Source organism: Roseibium polysiphoniae (genome assembly GCF_014842925.1).
In the GTDB taxonomy this organism is placed as follows: domain Bacteria; phylum Pseudomonadota; class Alphaproteobacteria; order Rhizobiales; family Stappiaceae; genus Roseibium; species Roseibium polysiphoniae.
In genome coordinates, this window is the sequence record NZ_JACYXJ010000007.1 from 408,246 (window position 1) to 426,537 (window position 18,292).

General features: G+C 59.0%; 20 protein-coding genes. All 20 read right to left on the reverse strand.

Annotated elements, in window-relative coordinates; translation table 11 throughout:
• Window positions 1-13 precede the first annotated feature (13 nt).
• The 20 genes from metK to dnaJ all read right to left on the reverse strand — a co-directional run bounded on the left by metK (window position 14) and on the right by dnaJ (window position 18,141).
• Window positions 14-1,186 (reverse strand): methionine adenosyltransferase, encoded by a 1,173-nt coding sequence (metK, locus tag IG617_RS20200; RefSeq protein ID WP_153770335.1) that lies wholly within the window; start codon window positions 1,184-1,186, stop codon window positions 14-16.
• A 110-nt stretch (window positions 1,187-1,296) separates the two neighbouring features.
• On the reverse strand, window positions 1,297-1,704 hold the full coding sequence (locus IG617_RS20205) for a helix-turn-helix domain-containing protein (protein ID WP_153770334.1): 408 nt from the start codon (window positions 1,702-1,704) through the stop codon (window positions 1,297-1,299).
• Window positions 1,705-1,893: 189 nt separating this feature from the next.
• Window positions 1,894-3,504: an apolipoprotein N-acyltransferase gene (gene lnt, locus IG617_RS20210; RefSeq protein ID WP_209008633.1), complete on the reverse strand. Its 1,611-nt coding sequence runs from the start codon at window positions 3,502-3,504 to the stop codon at window positions 1,894-1,896.
• Window positions 3,505-3,590: 86 nt separating this feature from the next.
• Window positions 3,591-4,733, reverse strand: coding sequence for a transporter associated domain-containing protein (locus IG617_RS20215; RefSeq protein ID WP_209008634.1), 1,143 nt, complete (start codon window positions 4,731-4,733; stop codon window positions 3,591-3,593).
• A 33-nt stretch (window positions 4,734-4,766) separates the two neighbouring features.
• Window positions 4,767-5,303 carry an rRNA maturation RNase YbeY gene (gene ybeY, locus IG617_RS20220; protein ID WP_192111014.1) on the reverse strand — a complete coding sequence of 179 codons (537 nt, stop codon included), beginning with the start codon at window positions 5,301-5,303 and terminating at the stop codon, window positions 4,767-4,769.
• Between the two features lie 2 nt (window positions 5,304-5,305).
• Window positions 5,306-6,346: a PhoH family protein gene (locus tag IG617_RS20225; protein WP_153771209.1), complete on the reverse strand. Its 1,041-nt coding sequence runs from the start codon at window positions 6,344-6,346 to the stop codon at window positions 5,306-5,308.
• A gap of 55 nt (window positions 6,347-6,401) precedes the next feature.
• Complete coding sequence (miaB, locus tag IG617_RS20230; RefSeq protein WP_192111015.1) at window positions 6,402-7,871, reverse strand: tRNA (N6-isopentenyl adenosine(37)-C2)-methylthiotransferase MiaB; 1,470 nt, start codon at window positions 7,869-7,871, stop codon at window positions 6,402-6,404.
• 137 nt (window positions 7,872-8,008) lie between these two features.
• Entirely contained in the window at window positions 8,009-8,869 is an 861-nt protein-coding gene (olsA, locus tag IG617_RS20235; RefSeq protein WP_192111016.1) for a lyso-ornithine lipid O-acyltransferase, read from the reverse strand.
• Window positions 8,856-9,311, reverse strand: a complete 456-nt coding sequence (locus tag IG617_RS20240; protein ID WP_192111134.1) for a Fur family transcriptional regulator — start codon at window positions 9,309-9,311, stop codon at window positions 8,856-8,858. Before IG617_RS20240 ends, olsA begins: the two co-directional genes overlap by 14 nt.
• Before the next feature lie 43 nt (window positions 9,312-9,354).
• Complete coding sequence (locus IG617_RS20245; RefSeq protein WP_192111017.1) at window positions 9,355-9,843, reverse strand: GNAT family N-acetyltransferase; 489 nt, start codon at window positions 9,841-9,843, stop codon at window positions 9,355-9,357.
• On the reverse strand, window positions 9,840-10,523 hold the full coding sequence (tsaB, locus tag IG617_RS20250) for a tRNA (adenosine(37)-N6)-threonylcarbamoyltransferase complex dimerization subunit type 1 TsaB (protein ID WP_192111018.1): 684 nt from the start codon (window positions 10,521-10,523) through the stop codon (window positions 9,840-9,842). Before tsaB ends, IG617_RS20245 begins: the two co-directional genes overlap by 4 nt.
• Window positions 10,524-10,677: 154 nt before the next feature.
• Entirely contained in the window at window positions 10,678-11,235 is a 558-nt protein-coding gene (locus IG617_RS20255; protein WP_192111019.1) for a NifU family protein, read from the reverse strand.
• A 171-nt stretch (window positions 11,236-11,406) separates the two neighbouring features.
• Window positions 11,407-11,901, reverse strand: a complete 495-nt coding sequence (locus tag IG617_RS20260) for a universal stress protein (protein WP_192111020.1) — start codon at window positions 11,899-11,901, stop codon at window positions 11,407-11,409.
• 107 nt (window positions 11,902-12,008) lie between these two features.
• Entirely contained in the window at window positions 12,009-13,313 is a 1,305-nt protein-coding gene (hslU, locus tag IG617_RS20265) for an ATP-dependent protease ATPase subunit HslU (RefSeq protein ID WP_192111021.1), read from the reverse strand.
• Window positions 13,314-13,335: 22 nt separating this feature from the next.
• Window positions 13,336-14,454 carry a hypothetical protein gene (locus tag IG617_RS20270; protein WP_192111022.1) on the reverse strand — a complete coding sequence of 373 codons (1,119 nt, stop codon included), beginning with the start codon at window positions 14,452-14,454 and terminating at the stop codon, window positions 13,336-13,338.
• Window positions 14,451-15,011, reverse strand: coding sequence for an ATP-dependent protease subunit HslV (gene hslV / locus IG617_RS20275; protein ID WP_192111023.1), 561 nt, complete (start codon window positions 15,009-15,011; stop codon window positions 14,451-14,453). The genes IG617_RS20270 and hslV overlap by 4 nt, the downstream gene beginning before the upstream one ends.
• A 118-nt stretch (window positions 15,012-15,129) precedes the next feature.
• Complete coding sequence (locus IG617_RS20280) at window positions 15,130-15,720, reverse strand: NADPH-dependent FMN reductase (RefSeq protein WP_192111024.1); 591 nt, start codon at window positions 15,718-15,720, stop codon at window positions 15,130-15,132.
• A 42-nt stretch (window positions 15,721-15,762) separates the two neighbouring features.
• Window positions 15,763-16,191, reverse strand: a complete 429-nt coding sequence (locus IG617_RS20285) for a PACE efflux transporter (protein WP_192111025.1) — start codon at window positions 16,189-16,191, stop codon at window positions 15,763-15,765.
• A 93-nt stretch (window positions 16,192-16,284) separates the two neighbouring features.
• Complete coding sequence (locus IG617_RS20290; protein WP_192111026.1) at window positions 16,285-16,935, reverse strand: class I SAM-dependent methyltransferase; 651 nt, start codon at window positions 16,933-16,935, stop codon at window positions 16,285-16,287.
• 72 nt (window positions 16,936-17,007) lie between these two features.
• Window positions 17,008-18,141, reverse strand: a complete 1,134-nt coding sequence (gene dnaJ / locus IG617_RS20295; RefSeq protein ID WP_192111027.1) for a molecular chaperone DnaJ — start codon at window positions 18,139-18,141, stop codon at window positions 17,008-17,010.
• Window positions 18,142-18,292: the final 151 nt, after the last annotated feature.

The window sequence follows — 18,292 nt, forward strand, 5'->3', positions numbered from 1 at the left end:
TATAAGGCGCGCCTTATTCCGCGATTGTGCGCAGCGCGTCAACCAGATCCGTCTTTTCCCAGGTGAAGCCACCATCAGCATCCGGCTCGCGGCCGAAGTGACCATAAGCGGCAGTGCGCTCATAAATGGGGTTGTTCAGCTTCAGGTGCTCACGAATGCCACGCGGGCTGAGGCCCATGACTTCGCGCAGGCCCTTTTCCAGCTTGGCCTCGTCGCATTTTCCAGTGCCATGAAGATCGACATAGACCGACAGAGGATCGGCCACGCCAATGGCATAAGACAGCTGGATGGTGCATCGATCGGCAAGATCCGCCGCAACAACATTCTTTGCGAGGTAACGCGCCGCATAGGCTGCAGAGCGGTCAACCTTGGTCGGATCCTTACCGGAGAAGGCGCCGCCGCCGTGGGGTGCAGCACCGCCATAGGTATCCACGATGATCTTGCGGCCGGTCAGGCCGGCATCGCCGTCAGGTCCACCAATTACGAAGGTGCCGGTCGGATTCACATGCCAGACAGTTTCGTCGCTCAGCCAGCCTTCAGGCAGGGAGGAGCGAATGTAGGGCTCAACCATCGCGCGGACATCATCGGAGGACAGCGTCTCGTCCAGGTGCTGGGTGGAGAGCACCAGGGAGGTCACGCCAACCGGCTTGCCGCCAACGTAGCGAACAGTCACCTGGCTCTTTGCATCCGGGCCAAGTGTCGGCTCTGCGCCGGACTTACGTGCTTCTGCAAGGTTTTTGAGAATACGGTGAGAATAAAGGATCGGCGCCGGCATCAGTTCCGGCGTCTCGCGGCAGGCATAACCAAACATGATGCCCTGGTCACCAGCGCCCTCATCCTTGTTGTTGCTGGCGTCCACACCCTGGGCAATATGAGCCGACTGGGCATGCAGGTGAACGGCGATATCGCAGTTCTCCCAATGGAAGCCGTCCTGCTCGTAGCCGATGTCTTTGACGGCCAACCGCGCCAAATGCGCGATGTAGTCCTTCGTCACGGTTGCCGGACCGCGGGTTTCCCCGGCGATGACAATGCGATTCGTGGTGGCGAGCGTTTCGCAAGCCACACGTGCATCGGGCATGGCACCGAGGTAGGCATCAACGACAGCATCCGAGATGCGGTCACAAACCTTGTCGGGGTGCCCTTCCGAGACGGATTCAGAGGTAAAGAGATAATCTTGACGAGCCATTGGCGAGCGTCCTTCTGGGAATGAATACAACAGGAGCGGTGACCGTGATCACCGCTCCCTAACAACATCAATCCAAAATGAATTTCGCCACGTCAAGCACGCATTTGTGTTTATTGATCGTCGCCGGCCAAAGAACGCACCAGATCCACGATCCGGCGGCGGACTTTCGGGTCCTCGATCCGCACGAAAGCCTTGTTCAGGGACAGGCCTTCCGAAGAGGAGAGGAAGTCGACGACATATGAGGTCGGCTGCGTCTCGCCGAAGCCTTCTGCTTCTTCCGGTGTGCCTGGTGCATCTTCAAAGAAGAAGGCAACTGGCACTTTCAGGATCGTTGCAATGTGCTGCAGACGGCTGGCGCCGATCCGGTTGGTACCTTTTTCGTACTTCTGGATCTGCTGGAAGGTGATGCCAAGAGCTTCTCCGAGCTTTTCCTGGCTCATGCCGAGCATCATGCGACGAAGGCGCACGCGACTACCGACATGAATATCGATGGGGTTGGGAGCCTTTTTACTGGGCATCTGGCGTGTGTCTTTCTTTGTTCTTGCGGCAATACACCACAGTTTCATTCGCTGAAACGGCGGACAAAGACCCTGGTCCAGTCAGCCCACGAGCACACCCATTCACTCGAAAACCGTTTCTTCTCATTCGCTTACTGGAAGCGATCGTGGGTTTGTACCACAGGTTGCCCACATACCCAAGGCGAAAAATCAATTTTGACGCGAAGTGCGGTTGTATCGCAAAAACAAGATTAAAATCAGTATCAGGAATTGCATCGTCAAAAAGATTTTATCTCCATACTTGCTGTAATTTGTTTCCGATAGTTTTCCGGGCAGCTGGCCCGAGAGAATACCACGAATATTAACGGAAAGTATCCCGGTCGCCCGCCCCTTGGCGTCGAAGATTGCCGACACGCCGGTGTTTGCGGCTCTGACCAGAGGCAAGCCCTGCTCTATCGCGCGCATCGCCGATTGCGACACGTGTTGATAGGGACCGGCCGTGTCTCCGAACCAGGCGTCATTCGTCACGTTCAAGAGGAAGTCCGGCCTTGGCCCCTCGGCTGACGCCAGCGCCGGAAAGATCGCCTCGTAACAGACAAGTGGCAGAAACGACGTTCCGGAAGCGAGGGTCAAAGGCCTGCCGCGAAAGCCCGGTTGAAAGGCACCGGGCGCAGTGACGAGCGCACGCAAGCCAAGACTGGTGAGCAGATCCTCGAGAGGCAAATACTCGCCAAAGGGAACAAGGTGAACCTTGTCGTAGGCATCGCGCACCGTGCCATCGCTGCCGAAAAGATAGACGCTGTTGAAGTAGTCGGTTTGACCACCAGCCTCTTCCGCCCGGATTGCGCCGGTGACAAAGGAACTTCTGCCTTCCACGACGCCGGCGATGCGCACCATTGCCTCAGGCGAGGCCGTCAAAAGAAAGGGCACGGCCGACTCCGGCCAGATCAGCAGGCGCTCAACGCCATCCCGTTCGTCGCCTTCGAGAGCCTGCTCGCTCAAGGAAATGTAGCGCTCGAAAATGCTGTCCCGGTTTTCGGTCAGCCATTTTTCGGCTTGAGGGATTGCCGGTTGCACGATCCTCAATTCGGTTGCGGTGTCCTGCGGGTCCTCCAACACAATCAGACGGATCGCACCGAAGAGCACGGTGCCGACCAGGCAGAACGAGCTCAGCCCGATGATCATCACCTTCTGAACCCGGGCGTTGGTGTCAAAAGCAACGGCAGGGGCTGCCAAGATCAGGATGACCAGCAGGCCAAGTCCGTAGACTCCAACAACACTCGCCACCTGGGCGAGGATCAGCGTGTCCGAGAATGCGTAGCCAAAGATATTCCAGGGGAACCCCGTCAGCACATGTCCGCGAACATAGTCGGCGCCCGACAGAACCAATGAGAGCACCAGGACACGGGCAGGACCTTCCGGCCAGAAGCGGGCTGCGATCGCGAGGGCCAAGGCTGGAAAAAGCGCAAGGCCGACGGGCATTGCGAGCACGGCGAAGGGCATCATCCAGGCGAAGCGGTCACCATCGACCAGAAACGCGCTTCCGATCCACCAGAGGCCAGCCAGGAAATAGCCGAAGCCAAACCACCAGCCGATGGAGAAACCGGCGACCCAGCGCCGCCTGGTCCCCTGGTTTCCCTGCTCGACCGCGCCATCGAGGAGCCAGACGAGAGCCGGTAAGGTCAAGGCCAAAACAAACCAGATGCCATAGGGCGGCATCGCGAGGGCAGACAGCAGTCCGGCGCCGAGTGCGAGGCCGCGGCGCCGCCACCCCCAAGCCAGAAGGCAAGTGTTCGGCAGAACCTGCAAGGCAGCCATCATCCGGTGCATATCGACCCGCGACTCAAATTGAAAAAATCACCCCGGAGCTTTGCCAATTGGCCGCATGGGGGTCAAGCATTGCCATGCTATTCGCTGGACTGCGCTTCACCGTCAACCGGCTGCACGTCCTCGCGCTTCACACGGCGACGCTGTTCGGTTATCCGGACCTCGGGGCGACGACGGCGAATGCGCAGTCGCTTGATCCTGCGTGGATCGGCGTCGAGAATTTCAAATTCATATCCAGGCACGTCCGGGACAAGCAGGAGCTCACCGCGCACCGGCACACGCCCGATCGAAACGTAGAGAAGGCCGCCGAGCGTATCCACGTCTTCGCTGGCCTCGCTTGTCTCGAAGTCGGTCCCGAGTTCGGCACCCAGGTCCTCGAGCGGCATACGCGGATCTGCAATCCACATGCCTTCGCCTGCCGCCTGGAGCATAGCCTCTTCATCTTCGTCATGTTCGTCTTCGATGTCCCCGACAACCTCTTCAACGAGGTCCTCAAGGGAGACCAGACCGTCCGTGCCGCCGTATTCATCGATCACAAGCGCCATCTGAATCCGGTCAGCCTGCATCTTTGCCATCAAGTCCGTTGCCGGCATCGACGGGGGAACAAACAGCAGCTGGCGAACGAGGCCTGCATCCCTCAAGGCAAGGGAAAGATCCACCTTAGAGAGATCGACCTCAGCGGAGTTGTGCCCTACACCTTCGGCCGCCTCTTCGACTGACTCATCGTCACCGGAAGCATCAGCGGTGTCCTCATCCTTCGCGTTGGCGACCATCAAGGCCATAAGGTCCTTGATGTGAACCATGCCGCGGGGATCATCGAGCGTATCCTCATAGACCGGCATGCGCGAATGACCAGAGTCCTGAAAGAGTTCCATCAGGCGGCCAAGCGTGATGCCCGCATCCACCGCCTCAATGTCAGCTCTCGGGATCATGACGTCGTCGACGCGTAGCTCTCGCAAGCGCAGGATGTTGCCGAGCAGGAGCCGTTCCTCAGGGGAAAACGCCGTGTCGCCACCGGTTTCGCGCGCCAGCTCGTCCTGCAGGTTCTCACGCAGGCTGCCCGCACCTCTGCGGCCGGTAAACAGGCCGGACAGCTTCCGCCAGATGACCGCTCCTTGCTGCGGCTCGCGCTGCTGTGGGTCCTCGCCCGCCGGGGCATTGCCTTCGGCCTGTACGGCAGCCGGGGCGTCACTACTTCGTGGCTCTGAGCCTGTCATCGTCATCAATCGCCAAATCGCCCTTTTGATACAGGGCCCTCAATCGTCATCAGCAAGCAGCGGCTTGTCCGCATATGGGTCAGAAATCCCGAGCCCGGCCAGAATTTGCCGTTCGAGACCTTCCATCAATTCCGCTTCGTCATTTTCCTGATGATCATAATCAAAAAGATGAAGCATTCCGTGAACAACAAGATGGGAAAGGTGGTGGGAAAATTCAATTCCCAACTCATCTGTCTCGCGGCTGATGGTCTCCTGAGCCATCACAATATCACCCATCAGCGGGCCGTATAGATCACCATCGGGCTCGCTGCCAGGAAAGGAAAGAACATTCGTCGGCTTGCCCTTGCCGCGCCAGCGTTTGTTCAACTCTTGAACCGCAGCATCGTCGGTAAAAACCAGCGACACTTCCGAGCCGGCAAGTGCTTCGACGGGCGCGACCTTGAAGACCGCATCGATCGCGGCATGACACAGGCTGGCGAGTTCATTCTCATCAGGCCAGCTGCCTGCCGCAACCGCTATGTCGATCTGGAAGTCATCAGGCAGCGCACCTTGCCCCGCCTGCGGCTTGTCATCCATCGTCAGCTATCATCCGCATCATTGGCTGCTCTCGCGGCCTCGCGCGCGTCGTTGCGACGCTCCTTCGCCTGCGCGGCTTCACGCGACGCGTTGTCATAAGCCGTGACGATCCGTGCAACCAGCTCATGGCGAACGACATCCGCCTCTGTGAACTGCACATGGGCCACGCCCTCGACCCCGGCCAAGAGCGACAAGGATTCACGCAAGCCGGACGTCTGGCCCGGTGGCAAATCCACCTGGCTAGGATCGCCCGTCACGATCATCTTGGAGCCTTCACCCAGACGCGTCAGGAACATTTTCATCTGCATCGATGTGGTGTTCTGAGCCTCATCGAGAAGCACGACCGCATTGGAGAGCGTTCGTCCACGCATAAAGGCCAGCGGCGCGACCTCGATCATGCCTGACTGCAAGCCACGGTCGACCTTTTCGGGCGGCATCATCTCGTAGAGAGCGTCATAGAGCGGGCGAAGGTAGGGATCCACCTTCTCCTTCATGTCGCCGGGCAGGAAGCCGAGGCGTTCGCCAGCTTCAACCGCAGGACGGGAGAGGATCAACCGGGTCGCATCACCGCGTTCGATCAGCGCCGCAGCATAGGCAACCGCCAAAAAGGTTTTGCCGGTTCCTGCAGGTCCGGTCCCGAACACCAGATCCGCACGGTCCATCGACCGGATATAAGCGTCCTGTGTCGGCGTGCGGGCCACGATGGTCTTGCGCCGGGTCGAGACCTGGGCAAAAGCCAATCTGGATTTGGGCTCCAGCGTAGGAAGTGGCAGTTGAGCATCCGCAGCCGCGGCCATGCGCAAGGCACCATCGACATCGCCTGGATGGATGTCATGTCCCTGCTGCAGACGCTGGTAGAGCGCTTCCAGCGCGTTGCGCGCCTGGGCACAGCCAGCCTGCGAGCCCTTCAGGGTGACCTGATTGCCTCTGGCGATGGCGTCAACGCCCAGCTTTTGCTCGATGAGTGCGAGGTTCTGGTCAAATTGACCAAAGAGATCGCCGATCAGCCTGTTGTCTTCAAACGCTAGAACGATGTGCGTCATGTCCGAGGCCGTAGCCGCTGCCTGTTCCGGACCCTTGCGAGCCGAAGATTGGCTGTCACGCGTCAAATGCCGCCTCCTTGATGGCGTCGTGGGAAGACCCATTGGAAGCATGATGCCCTGCAACAAGCCGCCCGAACAGCGAATTGCTTCCGATCTCGACGATTTCCACCGCTTGTATCGTTCCGATCAGCGCCTCGGGCGCATCAACCGGCACGGGCTGTAGCCATGGCGACTTGCCGACGAGCTGCCCGGGGTTCCGACCCTTGCGTTCAAACAAGACATCACAAGTCATGCCCAGACGCGATGCGTTGAAGGCTGTCTGCTGGCTGGCGACAAGGGCCTGAAGTTCTGCAAGTCTCGCGCCTTTGACTTCCTCGGGCACCTGATCAGCCATGGTTGCTCCGGGGGTGCCCGGCCGTTGGCTGTATTTGAACGAGAAGGCCGAGCCGTATTCCACCCGGCGGATCAGATCCATCGTGTCCTCGAAATCCTGATCCGTCTCTCCCGGGAAGCCGACGATGAAATCGCAGGACATGGCGATATCCGGACTTGCCTCGCGGATCCGGTCGATCAGGCGAAAGTACTCGTCCCGCGTATGCTTGCGGTTCATGGCAGCGAGGATCTTGTCGGATCCGGACTGAACCGGCAGATGCAGATAGGGCATCAGCGTCTTGAGGTCCCGGTGCGCATCAATCAGCTCGTCATCCATGTCGCGGGGATGGCTAGTGGTGTAGCGCAGGCGGTCCAGACCATCGATTTCCGACAGACGTCTGAGAAGTCTGCCAAGCCCCCAGGTCTTTCCATCCGGGGCTTCGCCGTGCCAACCATTGACGTTCTGGCCGAGCAGCGTGATCTCGCGCACGCCGCCAGCCGCCATCTGCTCCGCTTCGGCAACGATCTGCGCGACCGACCGGGAGACTTCCGCGCCACGGGTATACGGCACGACACAGAAGGTGCAAAACTTGTCGCAACCCTCCTGAACCGTCAGGAAGGCCGCCGGTGGGCGTTTTTGAACAGGGCGAGCAGCCCTTTCGGACAGGTGCTCGAACTTGGCATCGATGTCGAACTCGGTTTCGACAACCTTTTTGCCCGACGCAGCCTCTTCAAGAAGTTTGGGCAGGCGATGATAGCTCTGAGGGCCGAAAACCATGTCGACGATCGGTGCGCGGCGGGAAATCTCCTCGCCTTCGGCCTGCGCAACGCAGCCGGCGACCCCGACCATCATATCCTTGCCCGCCAGGGCACGCTCTTCCTTCACCTTCCGGATCCGGCCTAGTTCGGAATAGACCTTCTCAGCCGCCTTTTCTCGGATGTGGCAGGTGTTGAGAATAACCAGATCCGCGTCGGCCAGGTCTTCGGTCACTGAATAGCCTTGCGGCGCCAGCACATCGTTCATGCGCTCGCTGTCATAGACGTTCATCTGGCAGCCATATGTGCGCGTAAAAACCTTGCGCTTGGGCGGGTCGGCTTTCGCGTTGGCGGCGCCGGCGGCATCCGCCACTTCAATATCCAGACGATCGGTCATTCATTCCTCAGCACCGGTTCCACGAGCCGACATGGGCTCGCGGTCAGCGGTAAAATTCAATGGAGTGGCGGCAACGGTCTCAACTGGCATATGCGCTCTAAGCGTGCCGAAACAAGTCCGGACTGGCACCACTGTCTTCAGCCGCCAGCTTTAGCGGGTTTTGGGTCGCTTGAGAATAGCGCAGAGTCAGAGATATCGGACGTTTTGAGAAGATCTACCGCGCCCCGGCGCAGGGATGCGACCGTCATTGCGCGAACTTGTTCTTCCAATTGCCGCGTGAGAGCCTTCCGGTCCGTCGTGGACGTGACAAGAACAGGCTCTCCCCATGTCACCACAACATCAAGCGCGCCCTCGGTGAAAACACCCCAGAGGTGACCAGCCAGCTCCATATCCCCATACCAGGCGACATGAGGCCGGAATTGCCGTCCCATCGGCAGGCCGTGAAGGGAATGATAGGCAACAGACAGGGGCTGAACCCAGACCTCGCCATCCTCATCCAGCGCTCGCGTCGCAGCTCCCAGCAGCGCCGAACGAAATGGCAGCACGCCATTGCCATCATTTGAGGTGCCTTCAGCGAAGAGAACCATCGCGTCGCCCTGTGCCATGCGTTCTGCAATGGCGTCGGCGACCTTTCCCGTATCAGTGCGGCGGGTGCGGTTGACGAAAACTGTCCGCTGCAATTTTGCGAAAAGCCCGAAAATCGGCCAGCCAGCGACTTCGGACTTGGCGATGAAGGACAGGGGCATGAGTGAGCCAACGACGGTGATATCAACCCATGACGCATGGTTCGCGGTGACCAGCAAGGGACGGCTGCGTTCGGGTGCACCGACCTGCTGCACCCTTATTCCGACCAGGCGTGTTGCAACGCGGTGCCAGAGATGCGGCAACTTGCGCTGAAGGGGATGGCCCAACCTGACCGCCAGCCATTGCGGCGGGATCAATGCAACGGAGACGACCGTGAGGGCGAAAATCGCCCAGATTGCCTTAATCCGAGCCATCACCCTTGTCCGGCCCCTCTGATTTCAGCGGAACGCCATAAAGCTCAAGTCTGTGATCGACGAGTTTGTATCCCAGCTTTTGGGCAATGAACTCCTGCAGGGCCTCGATGTCCTCATTGCGGAACTCGATGACTTGGCCCGACCTCAGATCGATCAGATGGTCGTGATGCTCGTCCGGCACTGTTTCATATCTGGACCGCCCGTCGCGGAAATCATGCCTTTCGATCATACCCGCATCTTCGAAGAGCTTGACCGTCCGATAGACCGTGGAAATCGAAATACGCGAGTCTATGGCGACTGCCCGGCGATACAATTCCTCAACGTCAGGATGCTCGTTGGAGGCGTCCTCAATGACGGAGGCAATCACGCGGCGTTGCTCTGTCATGCGCATGCCCTTGGCCACGCATTGTTCCGCAAGCGTCGATTGCTGCTCTTCCGTCATACTCACCCGAAACCCGATCACCAATTAGAGAACAGGTCAGCGATTAAAGAAGATCGACGCGCATGACAAGCGCGGTTCCATCTCCGTCACCAGACCGGTAGTAGCCTTTGCGTTCCCCCACTTTGCGGAAACCGCGGCCCTTGTAAAGCCGCAAGGCCGCCTCATTGGCGGCATCGACTTCCAGGAACAGGCACTCACAACGGTCTCCGTAGAGCCGGAACATCGCCTGGTGCAAGAGAGACCCGGCGAGACCTCGACCGCGGCACTTCGGGTCAACAGCGATGGTCAGTATCTCGGCTTCCCCGGCAACAGAACGAATGAGAATGAAGCCCATTGGCTTGCGTGTTCCGAAGGGATTGGCACGCCGGATCACCAGCGCAAAAACACCACTTTGACCGAGAAGCCGCGCCAGTTCCTCTTCACCCCAGCCATGACCAAAAGAGGCGCTGTGTATCTCGGCAAGCTGCGGCAGATCTTCGTCCACCACCTCTTCCACGACAGGAGGTTCAGGTCTGGACCACCAGTAGCTCATTTGCGCTCGATCCTGCCCTTTTTCTGAGGTGTGGCGTCTGGCGGACGGAGGTAGAGCGGCGCAGCAGTGGCCGATTTCGGATCCGTCACCATTCCAAGACGCGCGACCTCGGCAATATCGGGGTAGGCCATCTCATTCTCGATGATGTCGTCTCCCCGGCGCAGGGCCTCCGCAACCTTGCGCGCGGCCGATCCCGCCAGCCGCAGCTCGCCCGGCAGAGCTTCCTGCAGGTCCGTGAGTGTCTGGACACCCGCTTCGCCTGCAATGTTACCCGACGCATCAAAAAGCTGGCAATAAACCTCATCCCCCTTGCCATCGAGCGCCACGAGCAGTGACGATGCCACCTTGGTTTCGCACGGCACGCGCGACCGCGCGATGGCTGCAAGGGTCGTGACGCCAACGACAGGTTTTTCGAGAACAAGCCCAAAACCCTTGGCGACAGACAGCCCGACCCGCAGGCCGGTAAAACTCCCGGGACCCGTCGTCACGATCACACGGTCAAGGTCAGTGAAGGCGGTGGATGATTCAGCCATGACCTCGCCGATCATGCTCATGAGACGCTCGGCGTGGCCTCTGCCGATCTCTTCGGCACGCTGGATCTGGCAGGGGTTCTCGTCGCTGTCGTCAAGGACGGCAACGGCACAATTGGCAAGAGCGGTATCGATAGCTAGTACGCGCATGATGGCTCCGGCTTAGCTGCCACGAGGCGTTCTGTCGAGCTGCGCTTTGGACTTACCCCAAAGGTTGGGCTTGCAGCCCGCTGCCTGGCAGCGCCTCCAAAACGACAAAAGCCCGGCGCAACGGCCGGGCTTTCAAATGTCGGTCTGCGAACGATCAGATCGGGCGTACTTCTTCAACTTCCGGCACGAAATGCTTCAGAAGATTCTGAATGCCATGCTGGAGTGTTGCCGTCGAGGACGGGCAGCCCGCACAGGCGCCGCGCATGGAAAGGTAGACAATGCCTTCCTTGAAGCCCTTGAAGGTTATGTCACCGCCATCCTGGGCAACGGCAGGACGAACGCGGGTTTCAAGCAAATCCTTGATAACCGTGACCGTTTCCTCGTCACCGTCGTCGAAGAATTCACCTTCTTCGGTATCTTCGCTCTGCCCCGAAGCCATCACCGGCTGTCCGGACATGAACTGTTCCATAATCGCACCGAGAATCGCCGGCTTCATGTGCTGCCAGTCGGTTTCGTCCTTCGTCACCGTGATGAAGTCGTGGCCAAAGAAAATCGCGCTCACACCAGGGATCTGAAACAGCTTCTCGGCGAGCGGCGAAGCGCCGGCGTCTGCCGCGGAGCGGAAATCATAAGTCCCTTCAGCCAGCACGACACGGCCCGGAAGGAATTTCAGCGTTGCCGGATTCGGCGTTGCTTCGGTCTGAATAAACATCTTGGGATCCCACGAGCGTCGAAGCGCTGTCAGAGCGCCGCCACGCAGTTCTTATCGGTTTTCTACGATGGGATATTACTGCATACCACCGTAGTTTGGAACTCTTAAAATGTAGATGGCGTCGCCTGGCGTGAATTCAAGGCTTGGCGGCAAGTCCCTTCGCACCCGACCTTAGGCCAGAGCGGCGATTGAGTCATCGTCCAAGTTGCCCGGAACGATCGTGACCGGGATCGGGAAACTGCCTGCAGCCTTGCCGGCCATCGACGCCACAAGCGGCCCAGGCCCTTCCTTGCTCAACCCGGCAGCCAGGACGAGAATCGCAATATCGGCATCAGATTCGATCAGATCAACAATCGCTTCCGAGGTATTGCCTTCCTTCACAACTGTTTCAGGCTCGGCTCTTGCGACAGACCGGACCCGTTCAGCGGCCTTGGCCAGCGTCTGGTCGGCTTTTTCCATCGCCTCCGCCCGCATGATGTCCTCGACGCCGAGCCAATGCTGAAAGTCTCCGGGCGCCACAACGAACAAAAGCGTTACAACTCCGCTGGTCCGCGCGGCTCGCTTGGCTGCATAGACGATAGCGCGATCGCACTCCGGTGTGTCATCGACCACGACCAGAAACTTTCTGCGATGGCCCTCTTCATTGCTTTTTCTGATTGCTACCATGGGTGCATGCTGCCATCGGCTACGCCATTCCGCAAGCGGAAGGCTTTGTCAGGTCCAGCGGCAGAGCAGCGCATGTTCAACTGAGCTCCTCCACCACCGAAAACACGTCAGAGGATGAACTTCGACAGGTCGACGTTCTTGGCCAGCTCACCAATGTTCTCGCGCACGTAATCCGCAGTGATCTCGATGGTCTCGCCGGGACGATCAGGCGCGGTGAAGGACACATCGTCCAGTATCCGCTCCATCACCGTCTGCAGTCGCCGCGCACCGATGTTCTCAACCGAAGCATTGAGATCGACCGCAACCGAGGCGATCTCGTCAATCGCATCTTCGGAAAACGCCAGGTCGACGTCCTCGGTCTTCATCAAGGCAATGTACTGCTTGATAAGGCTCGCCTCGGGCTCGGTGAGGATGGCGCGGAAATCGTCGCGGGTCAGGGGACGCAACTCGACGCGGATCGGAAGACGCCCCTGCAACTCCGGCAACAGATCCGACGGCTTGGCCACGTGGAATGCGCCAGAAGCGATGAAGAGAATATGGTCGGTCTTGACCGGGCCGTGTTTGGTCGACACGACCGTGCCTTCGATCAGCGGCAGAAGATCCCGCTGCACACCTTCGCGGGAGACATCGCCGCCACTTCGGCCTTCCCGGGCGCAGATCTTGTCGATTTCATCCAGAAAGACGATCCCGGAGTTCTCGACGAGGGAAATGGCCTCCAGGACGATCTTGTCCTCATCCAGAAGCTTGTCGGATTCTTCGTTGATCAGGAGTTCATAGGACTCGCTCACCGTGGTGCGCTTCGTCTTGGTCTGCCCACCGAAGGCCTTGCCGAGCAAATCGCCGACATTCATCACGCCGACGCTCGCCCCTGGCATGCCGGGCATGTCGAAGCTTGGCATCTGCGCCTGGGCGCGCACCTCAACCTCGATTTCCTTCTCGTCCATCTCGCCTTCGCGCAGCTTCTTGCGAAAGCTGTCCCTTGTCGCAGGGCTGGCGTTCTTGCCGACCAACGCGTCAAGAACCCGGTCTTCTGCCAGGACATGCGCCTTTGCTTTCACGGCTTCGCGTTTGGCGTCGCGGACCAGACCTATGCCTGCTTCGACAAGATCGCGAATGATCTGTTCGACGTCACGGCCGACATAGCCGACTTCCGTGAACTTGGTGGCCTCGACCTTTGCAAAGGGCGCATTGGCGAGTTTGGCGAGCCGGCGGGCAATCTCGGTCTTGCCGACCCCGGTCGGGCCGATCATGAGAATGTTCTTCGGCAGAACTTCTTCGCGCATCTGGCCCTGAAGTTGCTGACGGCGCCAACGATTGCGCAGAGCGATTGCGACCGCGCGTTTGGCGTCTTTCTGACCGACAATGTAGCGGTCCAGTTCGGATACGATTTCGCGAGGCGAAAAGTCAGTCATGTCTTTTCTTTCACACAAAGGGTCAGTCTATGGCGGGAACGAAGCTCATCACCGCCGTATCGGAGAGCGGCTTGACGACCAGCCGGCGGACGGCCCGCCAGGCTGAGCCGAGAAGCAGAATGAAACAACCAAGCAGCACGAGGGTCATGGCCAGCGTAATGTCTTCCGAGACCTCGGCTTTGGTCATGAGCGTTGCGATGGCAAATCCAAAGTAGCCCAGGCCCGATACGAGGAGCGCACGCCGGTCCACCAGGATCGCAACGAACGCAAGGCCCAGGAAAAGTCCGATCACGATGAGAGCATAGAAGGTGCTTTGGGCCTCGCCCTCTCCCATCACCAGCATCAAGGCCGAATGAACGATCAAGGGCGCCGCCATCAAATGCAGCCAGAAAGCCTTGTCGCTGTTGACGGTCACACGCTCAATATCACGGCTGTCGAACATCATCGCGAGTGCAAAACAGACGAGACCTGCCACCAGAGTGAACCAGGTCACATGATCGACGACAAAACCCGGAACAACACTTTCGATCAACACCGCAACGAGCAACAACACGCCTCCAGCGATGCCGGTCACACCAACAGGCACCTTGAACCGCAGATAGTGCAGAACCGCCCCCGCGATGGCGATCAGCGTCGGCAAAATCAGGAGATAGGCGCCATCCAGATCGACCGGTTCTCCAGCGCGGGCACCTTCAAAAACACTGATGCTGTCTCCACCGGCGATCAAGCCGATGCAGGTCATGAGGAACAGTGGTGTGAACGCCAGACTAAGAAGAAACGACGGCAGTGCGAGCCGCATGCGACGCGCGAAGATTTCTGAAAGGATCCAGACCGAACCCGCAGCGATCCCAGCAATCACTCCCATCGAACCAAGATCCTGCAGCCCATATGTCAGGCCAAACAGGAAGATCACGATGCCGATCGCGATGAAGACATCGTGGAAGCCGCGCACAAAGCGGACTTCTTCCGCGTCGACACGCGATATGGGCGCATCACTGTCTTCCAGGCGCTCCTGTCGGACCCAGAACTCGGCCAGACGATCAGCCTGTTCCTTTGAGAGGATCCCTCTGGCGACGGCCGCGTCCAGTCTTTTGCCCGAGAGACCCACAGTGGCGTCAGCCTGCTCGCCCAGCATGCTCACGTTTCGCTCTCCAGGCTTTCAACCAGGACATTGGAGTTGGTGTAGACACAGATATCAGCCGCAATGGCCATGGCCTTCCGGGCAACGGTTTCGGCGTCATGTTCCGTGTCGACCAGTGCACGACCGGCCGCAAGCGCATAGTTTCCGCCCGAACCGATGCCCATGACGCCGCCTTCCGGCTCCAGCACATCTCCGGTTCCAGTCAGCACCAGCGACACTTGCTTGTCCGCGACCAGCATCATGGCCTCGAGCTTGCGCAGATAGCGGTCTGTTCTCCAGTCCTTCGCGAGCTCGACACAGGCGCGCATCAACTGACCGGGATATTGCTCGAGCTTTGATTCAAGACGTTCGAACAAGGTGAACGCATCGGCGGTGGCCCCGGCAAATCCGGCGATGACCTCGCCCTTGGACAAGGGACGCACCTTACGGGCCGTGTTCTTGATCACGGTCTGACCGAGGGAGACCTGACCGTCGCCGGCGATGACAACCTTGCCACCCTTGCGTACCATCAAGATCGTGGTTCCGTGCCAGATTGCCGGTTCGCGGGTCTCGCTCATAAATGCCTCTCAGTGGTGTCGTGATGAACTGGCAGCGCCAAAACAGGCCGCCATCCTTGTGCCCTATGTAAGCCGCCGCAGGCTGAATTCCAAGCGCAGCTGCTGTCTTGTCAAACGCCTATCGCCCCATTGATTGAAGACGGCTCTGGTGGTTAAGCGCCTGAACAACGCCGCTCAGGATATTCGCAGACCTTTCGTCCGCCAGGTCGCCCTTGGCCGTGAAGGCGTTTGCCGCGGAAGACACGGTGATCATCTGGGGCAACACGGTTGCGCCCAGTCCGACCTCGAGAATTGTCCGCATCCCGATCAAGCCGCGCATGCCGCCGAAACCACCGGGCGACGCAGCGCCAAGCGCAAAGACCCGGTTCTTGAACGCCGCAGAAGGCGGCTCGCCCGGACCAGAGAGCCGGCTGATCCAATCAATTGCGTTCTTGAGAATGGGCGTGACGCCGGCATTGTATTCGGGACAGGCGATGAAGACGCCATCCTGTCGGCAAAACAGCTCCTTGAGCGTTTGAGCATTCTGCGGAACGCCCCGATTGGTTTCCAGATCGCCGTCGTAAAGCGGCAGCGGATAGTCGGCCAGCGAGATACGGGTGACTTCGGCATCAGCCAGCGCCAGCTGCTTGGTCACCAGTGCCGCCAGTTTGGTGTTGAAAGATCCTGATCGCGTCGAGCCGGAAAAAACCAGAATTCGATTTTGCTGCATGTTCACTCCCATGGGGAAAAGAATTGGTTGAACAAGGCGATATCAACCCGAGGGGCTACGGCCCTCAACAGGCACCAACTGATCGTAGGCCCAATTGAAGACAAAGGCATAGACCATGTAGAAAAACGTGAATGAGAGATCCACCATCAAGGCCTCGAGAAGCGTGATCTCAAGGTAGACCGCAATGATTGGCATCAAGACGACAAGCAAGCCCGCTTCGAAGCACACGGCGTGCACAACACGGGTCAGGAGTCCCTTGTTCGTTTTGCCCGACCACTTCATGAGAACGCGGTCGAAGAGGCGATTGTAGAAATAGGTCCATCCGGACGCCACGGTGGCACAGATTATCCCGATGATCCCTATGTCAGCAAAAGGTTTGTCGAGCGCCCATGCGCCAATGGGCGTGACGATCAGCAGCCCTATGAGTTCGAAGCAGATTGCGTGCCGTATCTGATCTGATGTCGTACGCACTTGATTTCCCCAAATCGTGAGCCGGGTCGTCCCAGCGGAAGTTCCAAGATTGGGGAGGCCGTCCTCTTATCCGATCCGTTTGACGCTGTCAGGTCAGTGCACCCGTCGGTAGACCCAGACGCGTGCTGGTGGCAGGTTTTTCCAGATCCATTCGGATTTGGTCAAGGAGAACATGCCCGCACGCGGTTTCACCGGCGGCACAAGCGCATAAGAGAACTGAACCAGCGGGGCACCCGGCTTCAAGAGCTTCAAGGCGTCTAGCACAAAGCACTCACGCGCCTCTTCCGACCGCGAGAAAAGCGGCAGGCTCGACACGATGCCATCCAGCCCATCCTTCGCGAAATCCGATCCGTCGCCCTCCGAAAAGATCGTGCCCAAGGCGTATGCGTCGCCCTGGATGACGTTCAAGTCGGGAAACCGCTTCCTCAAAAGACGGTAGAAGTCATCGCTGTATTCGATCGAAACGAGGTTTTGAGGCGGCACGCCACGGTCAAGAATCGCTTTGGTCACGACCCCTGTGCCGGGACCCAGCTCGACGAAATGCGCGCCAGGCTCGGGTGTGATGAAGGAGGCCATTTTCTCGGCAAGAAGCGGGCCCGAAGGACTCACTGCGCCGGTCTTGAGCGGGCTTTCCACCCAGGTCCGCAAAAACCGAACCTCATCAAGCGCCTTGGTCTTCAGTTCCTTGACCTTACGCAGCTTGGAGAGAACGGCATCGCCATGGGTGCCGGGCAGATCCATCATTGAGTGCATTCCTCCTGCAACGAATACCAATGTAGGTGCCGTTGCGAGATGATTTCAAGATGGATAGCTGGCTCAAGCACTCAGGTTGTCGATGAAGTCCTTGACTTTAGTGAAGAAACCGGCGGATTCTGGGTGATTTTCACCGGAGGATTCCTGCTCGAATTCTGCAAGAAGTTCGCGCTGGCGCTTGGTCAGATTGGTCGGGGTCTCGACAGTGACCTGCACATACATGTCGCCATGCTGAGTCGCCCGCATGATTGGCATGCCCTTTCCGCGCAGACGGAACTGCTTGCCCGTCTGGGTTCCTTCGGGAACCTTTACGCGGCTGGTCGCACCATCAAGGGTCGGCACATCGAACTGACCGCCAAGCGTCGCTGTCGACATGGAAATCGGCACGCGGCAGTAAAGGTCCGCGCCATCACGCTGAAAGATCTCGTGAGGCTTCAACGACAGGAAGATGTAGAGATCCCCTGCCGGGCCACCACGCAGGCCCGCTTCCCCCTCACCTGCGAGACGGATGCGTGTCCCGTCCTCGATACCGGCCGGGATGTTGACTGATAGCGTCCGCTCCTGGGTTGTCCGGCCAACGCCGCCACAGCTATCGCAAGGATCGGAAATGACCTGGCCCTTGCCCTGACAGGTCGGGCAGGCGCGCTCGAGCGTAAAGAAGCCCTGTGCAGCGCGAACCCGACCAGCGCCACCGCAGGTGCGGCAGGTGGTCGGGCTGGTGCCAGGCTTCGCGCCGGACCCCGAACAGGCGTCGCAGGTCACGCTGGTCGGCACTTCGATTTCAACGGTCTTGCCGTTGAACGCGTCTTCCAGGGAAATATCGAGATTGTAACGAAGGTCGGCGCCGCGCTCACGGCCGCCGGAACGGCGCTGACCGCCCATTCCGAAGAACTCTTCGAATATGTCGGACATGGTCGAGGAGAAGTCAGCACCATGCGGACCACCGCCGCCACCTCCGCCGAAACCGCCATTTTCAAAGGCGGCATGACCGAAGCGGTCGTAGGCTGCGCGCTTCTGCGGGTCTTTCAGCGTGTCGTAGGCTTCATTCGCTTCCTTGAAGCTGGCTTCTGCTTCAGCATCTCCCGGATTGCGATCCGGATGATACTTCATTGCCATCTTGCGGTAGGCACTCTTCAGCGTCTTTTCATCCGCTTCGACTGTCACGCCCAGAACTTCGTAGAAATCGCGTTTGGCCATTCGTGGTCACTCGTTTCTTTTGGCCGACGGCGCTTGGTTCATTGACCAGACGCCTCGCTTAAGGCCTTTTGCCGACGATGCCTTCTCTCCGCAACATTCAGCCAAATGTGGACGGGTCACAGTTCGTGTCCAGTTCCAGAAATGCTCTGAC